This window comes from Bacillus paramycoides (assembly GCF_001884235.1).
Classification (GTDB): Bacteria; Bacillota; Bacilli; order Bacillales; family Bacillaceae_G; genus Bacillus_A; species Bacillus_A paramycoides.
Genome location: NZ_MAOI01000066.1, coordinates 43,440 through 59,614, shown reverse-complemented (window position 1 = coordinate 59,614; position 16,175 = coordinate 43,440). Strand labels below are relative to the sequence as shown.

Sequence of the window (16,175 nt, the reverse complement as noted above, 5' to 3'; positions counted from 1 at the left end):
GTGAATTTTTTCATCCAACTCTCTTAATAGAATAAACTAGGACATCAATTCCATGAAATGCAGTTGTTTTTTCATAGCTAAGCCCTGTTTTTCTAGCGACAAATATTGAAGCTGGGTGGTTCGGATTAATAAGTGAAATTAATTTATTCATTTGTAACGCTTGAAAACCATAGTCTCGAAATGCTGCCGCGGCCTCTTTCGCATATCCTTTCCCCCAATACTTAGGAAGTAGCCAATAACCAATCTCAATTTCCTCTTTTCCATCTACTTTCTGCTTGACAAGCCCTGCATGACCAATTCGTATGCCCGTTTCCTTTTCAATCATTACAAATAAACCGAGACCATTTTTATAATTCGGAAGTACCCACTCCTCCAAACTTTTTTTGCATTGCATATATGTTTTTAACGTTCCATTTCCAATATAACGCATTACCTTCTCATTCCCCCATAACGAAGCGTAGAACTGTAAATCATCCATTGTATATTTGCGAAATTGTAGGCGATCTGTATGGAACACTCTTTTATTCACTCCCATCATTTTGAACCTCATTACATAACAACATATTTCAAATTACGTAAGTGTTGAATGCTTTGTATTAAGAAAACCGCTAAAAAGAAAGAAGATTCAGTCTTAACAAGTTGTATTATATCAAAAAAAAAGCAGTAGACAAAAGAGTGTCTACTGCATCCATATCATCACTAGTATAAAGAAAACTACAACTGAGGGGGGTGTAGGATTTCGAAATATACTAGATACTTATCCCGTTCTAACGGGCGGTAAACTTTCCAATTTTTCAAGTGGAAAGTTTACCGCACATAAGAACTCTTGCGGTCAATTAGGACCGATTAAACTAGCAATTTCTCCAGCTTTAATATGTACATTTTAATAAGAAAAAAATAGATAAGATCGCTGTGAAAAGCGTAATGGATTTTTTCATTCTTTCACCTCTAATCGATAAGGATAATCATCGATTACTATTCCACTTTAATCGATAAGGATTATCATTGTCAATGTGAAACGCATACATTTTCTACAAAAAACGAAAAAACGCTACAAAAAGAGTTCTTCTTTTCGTAGCGCCTCATTTAACAATTCTCTTCATATTCGCTCTCCTCTAATTGATCACGCATCGCTTTAACACGCCTAAAGAAGAGGAATGACAAACTTAAAAATAATATGATACTCCCCATCATAACAAAAGTTTGTACCGTCTCTTTTGCTCCATTCGGAATTAATAAACCAACCATCAAAAATGTACTTACTGCAAGAAGCACTTGTCCGAATCGGATATAATCTGCGATTTTTTGTTGTAATTCTTTCATTTATTTATCACTCCCCTCCTCACTGTATCATATTCTATGAAGCTTAAAGACAAGTAAATAGAGCCAATCTGGGAGATGTTTTCCAAAGAAAAAGAGCCGCTTAAATGCGACTCTTTCATATCTATTACAGGCCTTTATATGCTTCCATATAAATTTCTTTCAGTTCTGAAATAAGCGGTAATTTTGGATTAGCTGTTGTACATTGGTCTTCAAAAGCTCTTTCTGCTAACACTCCGACAACCTCTTCAAATTGTTCTTTAGCAACTCCTTGCCCTGCAATGCTCATATTAATATTCAAGCTTTTTCCAAGCGCAATAATTGCTTGAACGAGTGATTCCACACCTTCTGCTGTTGAACTCGCTGGAAGTCCGAGCATTCTCGCAATATGTGCATAGCGTTCATCCGCTACAAAGTGCTCATATTTTGGGAACAATGCGTGTTTTCTTGGCTTAATAGCATTATAGCGGACTACGTGCGGCATAAGAATTGCATTTGCACGTCCGTGTGGAATATGGAATTCTGGTCCAAGTTTATGTGCTAAACTGTGATTAATACCTAGGAATGCATTTGCAAATGCCATACCTGCGATTGCGGAAGCATTATGCATTTTTTCTCGAGCTTCTTCATCATTTCCATCTTCATATGCTCTCGGTAAATACTTAAATACGAGATCAATTGCTTTTAACGCTAAACCATCTGTATAATCATTTGCCATAACAGACACATATGCTTCAATTGCATGTGTTAATACGTCCATGCCAGTATCTGCTGTTACATGAGGTGGTACTGTCATTACAAATTGTGGATCAACAATCGCTACATCTGGTGTTAATTCATAATCTGCGAGCGGATACTTTATATTATTTTTCTTATCTGTAATAACCGCAAATGGCGTCACTTCTGACCCTGTTCCTGATGTTGTTGGAATTGCAACAAACTGCGCTTTATTTCCTAATTTCGGATATTTACATGTGCGTTTTCGTATATCTAAAAACTTCTGTTTAATTCCATAGAATGTTGTTTCTGGGTGCTCATAGAATAGCCACATCCCTTTTGCTGCATCCATAGCTGAACCACCACCAAGTGCGATAATTACATCTGGTTTAAAGCTTTTCATCATGTCCGCACCTTTAAAAACAGTTTCATCTGATGGATCTGGCTCGACTTCAAAGAAAACTTCAACTTTCACATCATTTACATGTTTACGTAAATAGTGTGTAACTGTATCTACATAACCATGCTCCACCATTCCTGGATCCGTTACAATAAACGCACGTGAAATATTGGGCATGTTTTCTAAATATGCTGTCGCATGTTTTTCAAAATAAATTTTTGGTGGTAATTTGAACCATTGCATATTCTTTTTTCTATTTGCCAGCCTTTTTATATTTAATAAATGAGTCGCCGTTACGTTTTGGGAAACTGAGTTTTTCCCGTAAGAACCACAACCAAGCGTAAGTGATGGAATAAATCCGTTATATATATCGCCAATTCCCCCTTGTGATGAAGGTGCATTTACGATGAGACGGCAAGCTTTCATACGTAATCCAAATTGTTTTTGTACTTCTTTATTTGTAGAATGAATGACTGCTGAATGCCCTAAGCCACCAAGGTCTAACATTCCTTCGCAGTATGTTAATCCTTCTTCTAATGAATTTGCTTTTACACAAGCTAATACTGGGCTCAGTTTCTCACGAGATAGTGGATACGCTGCTCCGATCCCTTTAATTTCAGCTATAAGAATTTTTGTATCTTCAGGTACAGTAATCCCTACTAATTCGGCAATGTACTGTGCTGATTTCCCTACAATATCGCTATTTACTGCACATGTATTTTCATTAATAACAAGCTTTTCTAATTTTCTTCTCTCTTCTTCTGTTACAAAGTAACAATTGTTTGCAATCATTTCTGTTTTAACATCATCATAAATTTCCTTATCTACAATGATAGCTTGTTCTGATGCACAAATCATTCCGTTATCAAACGTTTTCGATAAAATCAAATCATTAACAGCTCGTTTAACATGTGCCGATTTCTCTATATAACATGGTACATTACCAGGGCCTACACCTAACGCTGGTTTGCCAGTAGAATAAGCTGATTTCACCATACCAGCTCCTCCAGTTGCTAGAACGAGTGCAACACCTTCATGGTTCATTAATTGTTTCGTTGCTTCGACAGAAGGTCTTTCAATCCATTGAATACAGTGTTTTGGTGCACCAGCCTTCACTGCTGCATCATATACTGTTTTCGCCGCTGCAATGGAACAGTTTTGTGCAGAAGGGTGAAATGCGAAAATAATTGGATTTCTCGTTTTTATTGCGATTAATGCTTTAAACATCGTTGTCGACGTTGGATTAGTTACTGGTGTTACTCCTGCTACTACACCGACAGGTTCCGCAATTTCTATTATTTCTTCATGAGGATCTTCGTGAATAATTCCTACCGTTTTATCTTTCTTTATGCTATGCCAAATATATTCAGTGGCAAAAATATTTTTAATGCATTTGTCTTCATATACACCACGGCCCGTTTCTTCAACAGCCAATTTCGCAAGTGGCATATGTTGATCAACACCTGCTAGTGCCATTTCATGAACAATGTTGTCAATTTGCTCTTGTGTAAAACTATCTAATGCTTGTAAAGCTTTTTGACCGTTCTTCACTAACGTATCAATCATCTCTTTTACCTCTTGCATTTCATTTACAACTTTCTCTTTGACTACCATGTAAATTTCCTCCTATTCTACTATCGTGGTCCTTATATGTCCCTATAGGTCAAAATAAGTCCCTATTATCGTAAAAAAAATAGAGTTGCCTTCTTACATGAACCTCATTGTTTGTGAAATATTTCACAAGTTTGTTCGTGAGTAACATTTCATGAATTTAATATACAGGAAATCATTTCATTTGTGTGTGTCTAATTTGTGAAACATTTCACAAATTAGCATAATAAAAATGTACTGCTCATATAGAGCAGTACATTTTTATTATGCTAACGCTTGTGCTAAATCTTCAATTAAATCTTCACCATCTTCAATACCGACAGAAATACGAATTAATGTATCTGTAATTCCTAATTCTTTACGGCGATCAGCTGGAATAGATGCATGTGTCATTTGTGATGGAATAGAAATTAAGCTTTCTACTGCTCCTAAACTTTCAGCAAGTGTAAAATATTGTAGTTTTTCTAGTACTTTATTTAATGTTTCTTCACTATCTACATCAAATGAGATGATTGCACCAAATCCGTTCGCTTGTTCTGTTGCTAATTCGTGATTTGGATGTGATTCAAGACCCGGATAATATACTTTATTTACTTTTGGATGGTTATTTAAAAACTCAGCAATTGCGCGTGAATTTGTTTCATGCTCTTCCATACGAATTCCTAGTGTTTTTAAACCACGAAGTAGTAAGAAGCTATCTTGTGGTCCGAGAATGCCTCCTGTTGAGTTTTGTACGAAATGAAGGTCTTCTGCTAATTGTGGGCTATTTACAACTACTAGGCCTGCAACCACATCACTATGCCCACCTAAATATTTTGTTGCACTATGAAGTACAATGTCTGCTCCTAAAGAAATTGGTGACTGCCAATACGGCGTCATGAATGTGTTATCAATAATTGTTAATAAATCTTTCTCTTTTGCAAGAGTGGATATTTTCTTAATATCAGTAATTTTCAGTAACGGATTCGTCGGTGTTTCCACATAAATCGCTTTCGTATTTGGGCGAATTGCTTCTACAACTTCCTCTAGGTTTGTTGTATCTACAAAGGTATGCTCAATGCCGAAACGGTTTAGTACTTTTGTAATAACGCGGTATGTTCCACCGTAAACATCGTCTGTTAAAATGACGTGATCTCCTTTTGAGAATAACATAATTGTTGCTGTAATAGCTGCCATCCCTGAACCAAATGCAAATCCAGCATGACCATTTTCTAATACTGCAATCATTTCTTCTAAAGCTGAACGAGTTGGATTACCTGTTCGTGAATATTCATATCCTTGATGCTTACCAACTGCTTCTTGTTTGTACGTACTCGTTTGATAAATCGGTACGTTTACAGATCCAGTTGAAGGTTCTCCTATGCGAATACCATGAATTAACTTTGTCTTTGCTCTCATTTTTTATTCCCATCCTTTGTATATATCTTTACTTAAATAACGCTCACTACTATCTGGAAAAATCGTTACAATATTTGTACCTGGTTTTGCTTTTTCAGCCTCAAGCAAACTTGCATGGAATGCCGCTCCTGAAGAACTTCCAACGAGAAGACCTTCCTTTTGCGCCAATTCTTTTACACGTAAAAATGCATTTCGATCAGAAATCGTATGAATTTCATCGAAATAAGATGTTTTTAAAAATGGTGGAATAAATTCAAGACCAATTCCTTCTGTCTCATGTGAACCAGCCTTACCACCATTTAAAATAGATCCTTCTGGTTCTACAATAACCGTTTTAATATCAATGTTTTTCTCTTTTAAATAAGACGCAGTTCCCATAAACGTACCGCCAGTTCCTGCCCCTGCAACAAATATGTTAATCTCTCCATTCAGTGCATCCCAAAGTTCAGGACCTAGTGTTTTGAAATAAGCACGAGGGTTTGCTTCATTAGCAAACTGACTTGGAGAGTATGAATTCGGTATTTCCTTTACTAATTCTTTTGCCTTTGCAATTGCGCCGGTCATTCCCTGCTCAGTCGGTGTATGCACGACCGTTGCACCTAACGCTTTCATTAATTCTTGCTTTTCAACACTAAATTTCTCTGGTACACAAACAATGACGCGTAAATCATGTTCTAACGCTGCAAGTGCCAGTCCAATACCGGTATTTCCAGCCGTCGGTTCAATAATTGTTCCGCCCTGGGTAACAAGCCCTTTTTCTAGTGCATCTTCGATTAATTCCCTTCCTAAACGATCCTTAACGCTTCCGCCTGGGTTGTAAAATTCAAGCTTTGCAAATAAACGGACTCCTTTCGGAAGTGAAAAACGAGTAATTTCTACGATTGGTGTATGGCCAATCAACTCATGAACGCCACGATATACATTCATCGTGTTCTCCCCCTTATTTGCCAATAAAGAAAAGGCAACTGTATGTATTTTCTTTATATGAGACAGTTGCCTTTTTGTTACATTACTTTAACTCTTCTAGTACTTTTACGATAAAGTTTGTAGAATGAAGAGCTGCTTGATCTAAAAATTGATCAAATGAAACATTTGATTCTTTACCAGCAATATCAGAAAGTGCACGAATAATAACAAACGGAACTTCATATTGGTGGCATACTTGCGCAACAGCTGCTGCTTCCATTTCTACTGCATAAAGGTCTTCAAATTTATCACGAATTGCTGCAACGCGGTTCGGATCACTCATAAATGAATCACCTGTTGCAATCATACCTTTTACAACTTGAATATTTTCTTCTGCTTGCATACATTTCTCAGCTAATGCAACTAATGCCTCATCAGCTTTAAATCCAGGTGGCATTCCTGGCACTTGACCATATTCGTAGTTAAATGCTGTAACATCTACGTCATGATGACGAACTTCTGTTGAAATAACCACATCTCCAACATTTAAAGAATGATGGAATCCACCAGCTGAACCAGTGTTGATTACTTTTTCAGGTTTATATCTTTCTAATAAAATTGTCGTTGACATCGCTGCATTTACTTTACCAATACCAGACTTTAGCAAGATTACTTCATGTCCTGCCAATAGCCCTTTCGTAAATTCACAACCTGCAACAGTTTCTGTTTCTGCTTGTTCTAGTTTGTCACGTAAAATACGTACTTCTTCTTCCATTGCTCCAATTACAGCAATTCTCAATCTAATCCCTCTTTCTATTGCTTAGTTGCCTCCATTACCCATACAAAATGATTTAATCTCGTAAACGTTACATGGAAGCCATTGTTTTCAAAAATAGATTGCATGATAGGAATACGTGTATAGTATTCTGTTTGCAAATCGTTTGCTAACTGATGAAAACCTCTTTGTTTTGCTGTTTCAACAGTTTTATCATATGCATCTTGATCTGCAAATATCGTATCAGCAAACACTATTTTACCACCTTTGTTTAGCAATTGACTATACTTCGCAATTGCTACATCTTTTTCTTCATCTGTTAAATGATGAAATGCATAGGTGCTCACAATAGTATCAATTGAATTTGGGACTTCAAATGAAAGAAAGTCACCCTCTGTAATTGAAAACTCTTTTGGTAATTTCTCTTTTGCAATAGTACGCATTTCGCGTGACGGTTCTATACCGTAAACTGTGCGACCAGCAAGTAATAATTTATTTGTTAAATTGCCAGTACCAACACCGAATTCTAATACGTTGCCAAATGACTTGTTAACTACATCCTCTAAAATGTCCTCATAATGGGCGAAAACTTCTTTATATTGTATATCTTCGCCTTGTACAAATGAGTCGTACGTATGAGCCCATTCATCAAATAAACCATTAAATTCTATGCCCATAAAAATTCCCCTTTTTCTTATCGGTTTTATCAGTATGATATTCCCTCTTTCTAAAAATGTCAATTGAAATGCACATAGTATTTCCTTCTTTTCTTTGTTACACTATAGGTGATTACATAGGAGAGGGGTCGTCTTCGTGTCATTTACCTTTGAAATGTTAGAAGATAAAGTAGAGTTTTTTGAAGCGGCGGACTTAGCTTCTTTAGAAAAAAAAATTAGTGAGCAAATTGATAATAATAAAGCACTTATGCTCGAAGTACATCATATCTCGCATCAAATGATTATGGATTCTGAAAGCAAAAGACCTTATTATAGTGCGGTTGTTCATTTTAAATTAAAAAAATTACGCTAACTAAAAAAGAGAAGCTCCTAAGAGCCTCTCTTTTTTAGTTTAAAGTTTGAACAAGTACTGGTTTCCAGCCCTCATTATCTACCCAATCAATGTTTACATAATATTTTTTACCTGATTGCTTATCTTGTACGTTACCGTAGGCTTTATTCTTACCGTTATTTCCGATTCTATGAATAACTAATTGCTCTACTGGAACGTCAATTGCAGCGGAAATCGCTTGATTCATCTCATTCCAATCTGCTGTACCTTTTTTAAACGTCATCGCAGGTGTTGCACCTTGTTCTGTACCTACTGGCTTCCAAGAAGGTTTCGTATAAGCATCTGTTGCCTTTGGCTGTGTTTTTTCAGCTGATACTTTCTCATTAGCTTTTGCTTCTTCTTCAGCTTTTTTCTTTTCTTCTTCAGCTTTTTTCTTTTCTTCTTCAGCCTTTTGCTTCTCTTCTTCTTTTTTCTTAGCCTCTGCTTTATCTTGCTCGTTCTTCTTCGTCTCTTCTTTACCTTTAGCTTTCTCAGCTTTATTCTCTTTTGTTGTTTGCTGAGCTACTTTTTTATCACTAGGAGACGCTTGCTCTTTTGTATCAGGAACAAACAATTGATATGCTACTATAGCTACTGCTACTAATACAATAGCAATCGCAATATTTAAAACACCGTTTTGACGACGTTTTTGTTGTTTCTGTTGAAATCTAGATCCTCCTGCCATTCTTCAAACCTCCATGCAGTTTTTCATACTTGCTATTGTAACATTAAATCTAGAAAGGTTGAACATTTACAATAATATTTTCACGAAATGAGAACATTTCATAAATAATTGCAAGATTACTTTTCATTTTCTAATTGATGAATTGCTTCTACCAGCTCTGTAAAAACTGGTGTAACTACATTTACGTTACTATCTGTTTCTATATCAACTACAACTAAAGCATATCTTGGGTTTTCATATGGAAAATAACCTGCAAACCAGCGATTCACCTTCGCTCCTTTTCCTGTTTGTGCCGTCCCAGATTTTCCAGCGACGTTTAGTGGCAACGAACGAAATGCCGTTCCCGTTCCCTTCTCCATCGTTACAACGCCTCTTAATAACGCTTGTAGTTTTTTCACCGTTTCATAAGAAAGTTGTTTCCCATTTAATTTATGGTTTTCAAATGTAAAAAAGTTGGTTCCATTTTTATACACTATTTTTTTCACAGCTTTCACTTCCAGCTTTTCCCCATCTCTAGCAATTGTCGCCATCATATTCGCTATAGCTAGAGGTGACACGCGTACATCTTTTTGTCCGACCATCGTTTGGGCAATCGCTTTTCTACTATCTTTATTTTCTTCGCTTCCCCAAATAATAGCACTCTTTTCTTCTGGCAATTGCTCAAATTCCGGTGTATGAAATACGGAACCTTTCCACCCTACCTTCTGACTTGCTCCTAAGGCCTCTAAATACGTTTCTAAAACTTCACTATCCTTTTGCATTAGTTCATTACCTAATGCGGCAAACGTCCGATTACAGCTTCTAGCAAAGCTTTCCTTAAAATTTAATGACCCCATCATAACTTGTGGCAGATTTTCATCGTATAAATCCGTATTACAGTTAAATGTACGATTAAACCGCACCAAATTCTCATCAATTACTGCTGCTGCAACTACTGTTTTAAAAACAGACCCCGGAAAGTGAGGAGTTAACATTTGATTTTCAAGTGTAGCTTTATATACACTCCTATCACTCATCTGTAAAGATGGCTTACTTACCATTGCTAAAACTTCACTATTCTTTATGTCTAGTAATACTAACCCACCTTTTTTTATTCCGTTTTCATCTATAATCTTTTCTGCCTGTCGTTGCAACGTTTTATGTATTGTCGTTTGAATAGTAACTGGATAAAATGGATTTCCTGGTGAAGTATATTTCGCCTGTTTCCCGAAAATCGGTTCTCCTTGTCGATCCACTTGATATAGTACTTTCGCCTCTCCATCAGTTAGTAAAAATTCATCAAATGATTGCTGCAATCCGGAAATACCAATTGGCGTTTGTTTCGAAAGTTTTTTCATTTCTCCATAACGCTTTTGAAATTCCTGTTCATTCTCTCCCACATCACCTATTAAATGATTTGCCTCTCCCGTTTGCTTCAATCGAACTTCTGCTGCTACAATACCTAAAATATCTAAGCGATTTACCTTCTCCATCTGCTCGGCCGTTAATTGAAATGGGATATTCCCCCTTCGTAATATAAATGCTTCATTCTTATTTTTTATTTGCAGTCTTATCTCTTGTCTCGACACACCAATGATATGCGCAATTTTCTCTAACATGTCATTTTTTATTTGTAAAAATGGGAAAATAATTAAAACTGGATATTTCTCTTCACCAATTTCCTTACCATTTCGATCTATAAAATGCCCTCTTCCATTATCTACTGTAAGTGATTGTGTGCGCTGCGTAACACTTTTTTCAATCAAATTAATATTTCGGTCAGTAAACGATTCTGTATCTATAATCTGTATTTGGATTAAACGACAAAGTAATAAAAAAATCATACCCATAAAACAAATTAAAACAATTATAATTCTCCGTTTCATTTTCATAAAAAACACCTCGTCTATTTTAGTTTAGACGAGGTACTGTTTTATTTATACAAACTGCAAAATTTAAAGCTATATTACCTCAATATACTTAAATTCATTATTACTTTTGGGGCTTCTCTAGAAACTTCATAAGAAGCGATCTAAATTCTGTTTCATTCACTCCAGCATTTTTTGCAACCTCGATTACAGTTGTTGTTACCTGAGTTGCTACCTTTAAGTATTCAGCACTTAAATTGTTCATTTCACTTCTTTTTTCTTTTGCATTTTCAACTGTTACAGAATCAATACACACAATCATCTTATCTACAATTTGCAAGTAATTATTTTCTGCATCTATTATTTTTTGAATATCACTTTTATTACTTATTTTAGATTGTTTTAAATATGTATATGCTTGATTTACTTCATCTTTGAGGAGTTTATCATTATTCTTTGCCTGTTCTTGTAACATACCCTTCATATCATCTATTGTTTTTTGATCCATCGAATCTCGTAATAAATATTCTGGATTCCCAATCGCATAATCATACTTAATCGTTACATTCTGAAATATTTTCATTACAATAGCTAATTGATACTCCAAATCAAAATCATCAAACTTCTTGTTATCAATACTTGATTCTACTTTCTCTTTTGGACTTTCTGTACTTTTTGAATTCTCGGTTGCAGCATCATCCTTTTTTTCTTCTTGCTTCACTTTTTCCCCCTTTGATGATGTAGCTTCCTCGTTAGTTCCACACGCAGTGAGCCCTAATATGGAGATACTAGAAATCAGTACCGTAAATATTTTTTTTTTCATACTTACCCTCTTTTCCCCCTTAAAACTGTTCCATGTTGAAATAATTAAAACTTAAAGTCCTCAATTATGATATCAAACTATTTAGTAGTTTATTGTCCTTTCCTGTCGAACTGTTTGAAAGTTCTAACAGTTTTATATTTGTATAAAAAAGTTAAAATAATAAAAAAGATTCCCCCAATTGGGAGAATCTTTTTTATTATTTTACAGAGATAATCTCTACTTGCATTTCTCCACCTGGTGTTTGGATTGCTACCTTCTCACCAATTTGCTTACCTAATAAGCTTTTTGCGATTGGAGAATCGTTAGAAATTCTTCCTTCAAATGGATCGGCTTCTGCGCTACCTACGATTGTGTAAGCTTCTTCGTCTCCACCCGGTAATTCTTTAAATGTTACAGTTTTACCTAATGTTACAACTGTAGACTCTTCACCGTTGTCTTCAATGATAACCGCATTACGGATCATATTTTCCAGTTGTGTAATACGCCCTTCTACGAACGCTTGCTCATCTTTCGCTGCATCATACTCAGAGTTCTCAGAAAGATCTCCGAAGCTACGCGCGATCTTAATACGCTCTACAACTTCTTTACGTCTTACTGTTTTTAATTGTTCAACTTCGTTCTCTAGTTTTTGCTTACCCTCTTGCGTCATAGGGTATGTTTTTTCTGTTGCCATATTTTCCACTCCTTTTATATACCAATCCCCCGAAAAAAGAGGAGTTCCATATGAAAACTCCCCCACTTATATTAGCGGAGGTTTCTAGTACACGTGGCACTAGTGGAGTTGTCACATACAACCCCGTATTCCAAATTCTTCTTTATAGTAAGAAGATATGTATGGAAACTTGATATAAATATGCCCTCACCTATATATAGATGAGGTTGCATGTTTCATTGTATTCGATAGGAAGGGAAAAAATCCCTTCCTATCGTATATCTTTTACTATGCTATTACAAATTTACTTTTTGTTCAAGAATTGTAGCAATTTTTGTCACCATAATATCAATTGCAACGTGGTTTTGTCCACCTTCAGGGATAATAATATCCGCAAATTTCTTAGAAGGCTCAATAAATTGATTGTGCATTGGACGTACAACACTTACGTATTGATCAATAACTGAATCCATCGTACGACCACGCTCTTTAATATCGCGCTGCATACGGCGTAAAATACGAAGGTCTGCATCTGTATCAACGAACAACTTAATGTCCATTAACTCGCAAAGACGTGGGTCTTCTAAAATAAGAATTCCTTCTAAAATGATTACATCTTTCGGCTCAACTGGAATAATTTCTTCTGAACGCGTATGCAATGTATAGTCATATACAGGCTTATCAATTTGCTCATATGCAAGCAACTGCTGCAAATGTTCAATTAACAGATCATTATCAAACGCAAGCGGATGATCATAATTTGTTTTTAAACGCTCTTCCATTGGTAAATGGCTTTGATCTTTGTAATAATAATCTTGCTCTAAGATTAAAATAGAATGACCTTGAAAATGGTCAAAAATCGCTTTCGTTACACTCGTTTTACCTGATCCTGAACCACCAGCAATTCCAATTACAACAGGCTTATTCGTCCCCATTCGACTATCACTCTTTCTTATTGAAGTATGCTTTTGCGCATCATGTTATTCACATACACTGGTTGATCCACTTTGAATTTCACGATTTGCAACGGATGTCTCGCTGCATCTAATTCGTTTCCATCCTCATCCCAAATTTTCTCCACCGTCTGCGTAAAGTTTTCTATTTCTGGTCCAAAGAACTCCACTTCATGTCCTGGTTTGAAATGATTACGTTGCTCAATCGTTACGATGCCCGTTTCTTCATTATAATCTAACACTAAACCAGCGAAATCATACGTTGTTTTCTTACTATGATTTCCAAACATTTGCTCTTGATGTCCTGGAACCCCTTCAAAGAATGCAGGAGCTGTATCACGATTTGCACATTTATCAAGCTCATCTAGCCATTCTTGTTTAAACTCAAAATTATCCGGATCCGCACAATATGCATCAATTACTTTACGATATACAGTTGCTACAGTCGCTACGTAATGGATAGATTTCATACGTCCTTCAACTTTTAAGCTATCAATTCCAATTTCAATCATTTTCGGAATTGATAAGATTAAATTTAAATCTTTTGGACTCATCGCAAAGTGAGCATCTTCTTCTTGGAATAGAGGAAGCTCTTTTGCATCTTTATGTTGTGATACCGTTTGAACTAAATCATAGTCCCAGCGACAAGATTGACAACAACCACCACGGTTAGAGTCACGCGCTGTCATATGGTTACTTAATGTACATCTTCCTGAATATGCGATACACATTGCACCATGGACGAATGCTTCAATTTCAATATCCACTTTTTCTTTAATTTCTTTCATCTCTTCATAGCTTGCTTCACGAGCTAATACAAGACGATGTAAACCTTCTTCTTTCCAATACTGTGCTGCTTTCCAGTTGGATAGTGATTGTTGTGTACTTAAATGCACCTCAACAGAAGGCGCTACACGTTTACATGTCTCAATAATAAGCGGATCGGCAACGATAATTCCCGTTACGCCAGCTTTTTCAATCCCTTTTAAATATTCCTCTAGCCCGTCCATATTTTCATTATGCGCAAAGATATTTGTTGTTACGTATATTTTTGCTCCATATTTCTTTGCAAATTCAACGCCTTCTGCCATTTCTTCCAGCGTAAAGTTACCTGCATTTGAACGAAGACCAAATTCTTGTCCACCTAAATATACAGCATCTGCCCCGTAATGGATAGCTACTTTTAATTTTTCTAAGTTACCCGCAGGGATTAACAGTTCAGGTTTCTTCACAATAACGCGTTTGCCATCGATCACTCGTGAAATTTCTTGTACAGTCATTTCCTACACCCTCCTCGTTTAGTAAACCGTCTCTTTAAAGAAGAACCCTGTATCTAACGGACGATTTACCGGTTGCATTTCTTCTATCTCGTTATATAAATCGTCTTTCACGTCATAATACGCATCACGATCTTCTACACATAAATCAATTGCTTTACGATATTTCTTCGTTACCTCAATAATGTATTCAGAACTTTTTAGTACACCCTCGATTTTTAAGCTATCAACTTCAGCATCGATTAGTTCCTCTAACTCATCAATGAAACAAATATCGTTCGGACTCATAATGTGAGTACCATTTTCATCTTCATAAATTGGATATTTATTATTGCGCTCTGGATCATATAAGAACATATTCTCTTCATACTTTTTCTTTTCAATATCGAGATTACGACCTTGATACTCAAAGTAGTTTCCGACTAATGAACGCTTTGATTGGAACATGCAAGTCATACCGTGAATTTGCACTTCAAGTTCCACTTCAGCATTTTCTTTTAATTCAACAATTTCATCTAAACTAAGCTCACGAGCTAATACAGCGCGTTTCGCACCTCTTTGCCCCCAATAGTTACAAGTAAACCAGTTTGTTGCTGTCGTTTCTGTATTCCAGTGCAACTTCATGTTTGGTGCAACTTCACGAACAGCCATTAATACCGCTGGATCTCCGAAAACAATCGCATCTACATGTATCTCATTTAAAAATGCAACATAGTCCGTTAATTCTTCTACTTTATCATTATGGAACATCGCATTCATTGCAACGTATACTTTCACACCATTTTCATGTGCAATGTTTACAGCTTCTTTCACATCTTCACGTGAAAAATCTCCTGCTAAACGTAAACCAAACTTTTGTTCACCGATCATTACTGCATCTGCTCCTGCTTTTGCAAGAGGTTCGATATCCGCCACTGCTCTAGGCGTTACTAACAATTCAGGTTTCTTCATACCTTTGTCACCCTTTCTTTTTACTTACAGCCACTCCATCACCAATCGGGAAAATCGTTGTATCATATCCTTCATGGTTCATAAGCCATTCATTGTACGTCTTAATACGACGAATCAAACCACGCGTACGTCTATTTTCAATTTTCTCTTTTGTCGTCACAAGCCCATGGTACATAACGTTATCTGAAATAATAACGCCACCAGGATTTAATAACGGTTCATATAAGTCAAAAAAGCGACGATATTGCCCTTTCGCTGCATCAATAAAAATAACGTCAAATGTTCCATGTTCTTTCACTTGTTCGCCCGTTTCTAAAGCATCACCGTAAATAACAGAAATACGCTCTGTTACTGGGGAACGTTCTATATATTCAAGTGCCTTTTCATATCGTTCGCGATTACGCTCTACTGTCACAATACGAGAATTCGGAATGGCTTGCATCATACGAATACTAGAATAACCGATTGCTGTTCCAAGTTCTAAAATGCTTTTCGGTCCAATTAAACGTAAAAATTGCAGCATAAATTCCATTCCAAGTCGATCCATAATCGGCACATGGTTTTCTGTTGCATACTCTTCCATTTCAAGAATTAATTTATCTTTTGGATCAATAAATGATAATAGGTACTCGTTAACTGCATCCTCCATAATTGGTCCTCCTTATTTACATGGAGAAGTGCCTCTATGACGCGTAAACCTTTGTCTTTTCACACATAGAATGCAATAAAAATACAAGCCAGCTTCACCCTTAGCTTGTACGTCCCGTTTTGATATTAAAAACGATTCTTCTGCCAGTTTTTAACCCGATATAT

Annotated in this window: 16 protein-coding genes; 1 reads left to right on the top strand and 15 read right to left on the bottom strand. The window is 36.2% G+C overall.

All coding sequences use genetic code 11. The features are described 5' to 3' along the window. Positions 1 to 10: 10 nt before the first annotated feature. The 7 genes from BAU28_RS10950 to BAU28_RS10915 form a co-directional block, all read right to left on the bottom strand. Positions 11 to 538 (bottom strand): GNAT family N-acetyltransferase, encoded by a 528-nt coding sequence (locus BAU28_RS10950; protein ID WP_048372291.1) that lies wholly within the window; start codon positions 536 to 538, stop codon positions 11 to 13. Positions 539 to 1,086: 548 nt separating this feature from the next. Further along, positions 1,087 to 1,323 (bottom strand): YrhC family protein, encoded by a 237-nt coding sequence (locus BAU28_RS10940; RefSeq protein WP_071718570.1) that lies wholly within the window; start codon positions 1,321 to 1,323, stop codon positions 1,087 to 1,089. Positions 1,324 to 1,447: 124 nt separating this feature from the next. After that, positions 1,448 to 4,051: a bifunctional acetaldehyde-CoA/alcohol dehydrogenase gene (gene adhE / locus BAU28_RS10935; RefSeq protein ID WP_071718569.1), complete on the bottom strand. Its 2,604-nt coding sequence runs from the start codon at positions 4,049 to 4,051 to the stop codon at positions 1,448 to 1,450. A 261-nt stretch (positions 4,052 to 4,312) separates the two neighbouring features. Next, complete coding sequence (locus BAU28_RS10930) at positions 4,313 to 5,446, bottom strand: bifunctional cystathionine gamma-lyase/homocysteine desulfhydrase (protein ID WP_002173554.1); 1,134 nt, start codon at positions 5,444 to 5,446, stop codon at positions 4,313 to 4,315. 3 nt (positions 5,447 to 5,449) lie between these two features. Then, the gene (locus BAU28_RS10925) at positions 5,450 to 6,373 is read right to left on the bottom strand and encodes an O-acetylserine dependent cystathionine beta-synthase (RefSeq protein ID WP_002173555.1); all 924 of its coding nucleotides are present in this window, start codon (positions 6,371 to 6,373) and stop codon (positions 5,450 to 5,452) included. An 82-nt stretch (positions 6,374 to 6,455) separates the two neighbouring features. Continuing rightward, positions 6,456 to 7,151, bottom strand: coding sequence for a 5'-methylthioadenosine/S-adenosylhomocysteine nucleosidase (gene mtnN, locus BAU28_RS10920; protein ID WP_002088741.1), 696 nt, complete (start codon positions 7,149 to 7,151; stop codon positions 6,456 to 6,458). Between the two features lie 14 nt (positions 7,152 to 7,165). Then, positions 7,166 to 7,804, bottom strand: coding sequence for a class I SAM-dependent DNA methyltransferase (locus BAU28_RS10915; protein WP_002173556.1), 639 nt, complete (start codon positions 7,802 to 7,804; stop codon positions 7,166 to 7,168). Between the two features lie 136 nt (positions 7,805 to 7,940). Here BAU28_RS10915 and BAU28_RS10910 point away from each other — a divergent pair, with 136 nt between their 5' ends. Further along, positions 7,941 to 8,156: a YrzA family protein gene (locus tag BAU28_RS10910; protein WP_002173557.1), complete on the top strand. Its 216-nt coding sequence runs from the start codon at positions 7,941 to 7,943 to the stop codon at positions 8,154 to 8,156. Positions 8,157 to 8,190: 34 nt separating this feature from the next. Here the strand turns inward: BAU28_RS10910 and BAU28_RS10905 are convergent, their stop codons facing one another. From BAU28_RS10905 to BAU28_RS10870, 8 genes are all read right to left on the bottom strand, one after another. Next, positions 8,191 to 8,859, bottom strand: coding sequence for a YrrS family protein (locus BAU28_RS10905; RefSeq protein WP_071718568.1), 669 nt, complete (start codon positions 8,857 to 8,859; stop codon positions 8,191 to 8,193). Between the two features lie 116 nt (positions 8,860 to 8,975). Then, complete coding sequence (locus BAU28_RS10900) at positions 8,976 to 10,730, bottom strand: peptidoglycan D,D-transpeptidase FtsI family protein (protein WP_071718567.1); 1,755 nt, start codon at positions 10,728 to 10,730, stop codon at positions 8,976 to 8,978. 100 nt (positions 10,731 to 10,830) lie between these two features. Beyond that, positions 10,831 to 11,529: a hypothetical protein gene (locus tag BAU28_RS10895; RefSeq protein WP_071718566.1), complete on the bottom strand. Its 699-nt coding sequence runs from the start codon at positions 11,527 to 11,529 to the stop codon at positions 10,831 to 10,833. A gap of 196 nt (positions 11,530 to 11,725) precedes the next feature. Beyond that, a complete protein-coding gene (greA, locus tag BAU28_RS10890; protein ID WP_002173560.1) occupies positions 11,726 to 12,202 on the bottom strand; it encodes a transcription elongation factor GreA in 477 nt (158 codons plus the stop codon). 275 nt (positions 12,203 to 12,477) lie between these two features. Beyond that, positions 12,478 to 13,116 (bottom strand): uridine kinase, encoded by a 639-nt coding sequence (udk, locus tag BAU28_RS10885; protein ID WP_025147365.1) that lies wholly within the window; start codon positions 13,114 to 13,116, stop codon positions 12,478 to 12,480. Between the two features lie 17 nt (positions 13,117 to 13,133). Continuing rightward, complete coding sequence (locus BAU28_RS10880; protein ID WP_000217969.1) at positions 13,134 to 14,414, bottom strand: peptidase U32 family protein; 1,281 nt, start codon at positions 14,412 to 14,414, stop codon at positions 13,134 to 13,136. A gap of 18 nt (positions 14,415 to 14,432) precedes the next feature. Continuing rightward, positions 14,433 to 15,362 carry a peptidase U32 family protein gene (locus BAU28_RS10875; RefSeq protein ID WP_025147363.1) on the bottom strand — a complete coding sequence of 310 codons (930 nt, stop codon included), beginning with the start codon at positions 15,360 to 15,362 and terminating at the stop codon, positions 14,433 to 14,435. 7 nt (positions 15,363 to 15,369) lie between these two features. After that, positions 15,370 to 16,011 carry an O-methyltransferase gene (locus BAU28_RS10870; RefSeq protein ID WP_048372308.1) on the bottom strand — a complete coding sequence of 214 codons (642 nt, stop codon included), beginning with the start codon at positions 16,009 to 16,011 and terminating at the stop codon, positions 15,370 to 15,372. Positions 16,012 to 16,175 lie beyond the last annotated feature (164 nt).

What these genes read in the sequence shown, in the direction of transcription:
- BAU28_RS10930 (WP_002173554.1), bottom strand. Translation starts at nt 5,446, where the DNA reads ATGAGAGCAAAGACAAAGTTAATTCATGGTATTCGCATAGGAGAACCT.
- BAU28_RS10950 (WP_048372291.1), bottom strand. Translation starts at nt 538, where the DNA reads ATGATGGGAGTGAATAAAAGAGTGTTCCATACAGATCGCCTACAATTT.
- BAU28_RS10870 (WP_048372308.1), bottom strand. Translation starts at nt 16,011, where the DNA reads ATGGAGGATGCAGTTAACGAGTACCTATTATCATTTATTGATCCAAAA.
- greA (WP_002173560.1), bottom strand. Translation starts at nt 12,202, where the DNA reads ATGGCAACAGAAAAAACATACCCTATGACGCAAGAGGGTAAGCAAAAA.
- udk (WP_025147365.1), bottom strand. Translation starts at nt 13,116, where the DNA reads ATGGGGACGAATAAGCCTGTTGTAATTGGAATTGCTGGTGGTTCAGGA.
- BAU28_RS10880 (WP_000217969.1), bottom strand. Translation starts at nt 14,414, where the DNA reads ATGACTGTACAAGAAATTTCACGAGTGATCGATGGCAAACGCGTTATT.
- BAU28_RS10895 (WP_071718566.1), bottom strand. Translation starts at nt 11,529, where the DNA reads ATGAAAAAAAAAATATTTACGGTACTGATTTCTAGTATCTCCATATTA.
- BAU28_RS10875 (WP_025147363.1), bottom strand. Translation starts at nt 15,362, where the DNA reads ATGAAGAAACCTGAATTGTTAGTAACGCCTAGAGCAGTGGCGGATATC.
- BAU28_RS10940 (WP_071718570.1), bottom strand. Translation starts at nt 1,323, where the DNA reads ATGAAAGAATTACAACAAAAAATCGCAGATTATATCCGATTCGGACAA.
- BAU28_RS10900 (WP_071718567.1), bottom strand. Translation starts at nt 10,730, where the DNA reads ATGAAAATGAAACGGAGAATTATAATTGTTTTAATTTGTTTTATGGGT.
- adhE (WP_071718569.1), bottom strand. Translation starts at nt 4,051, where the DNA reads ATGGTAGTCAAAGAGAAAGTTGTAAATGAAATGCAAGAGGTAAAAGAG.
- BAU28_RS10905 (WP_071718568.1), bottom strand. Translation starts at nt 8,859, where the DNA reads ATGGCAGGAGGATCTAGATTTCAACAGAAACAACAAAAACGTCGTCAA.
- BAU28_RS10915 (WP_002173556.1), bottom strand. Translation starts at nt 7,804, where the DNA reads ATGGGCATAGAATTTAATGGTTTATTTGATGAATGGGCTCATACGTAC.
- BAU28_RS10925 (WP_002173555.1), bottom strand. Translation starts at nt 6,373, where the DNA reads ATGAATGTATATCGTGGCGTTCATGAGTTGATTGGCCATACACCAATC.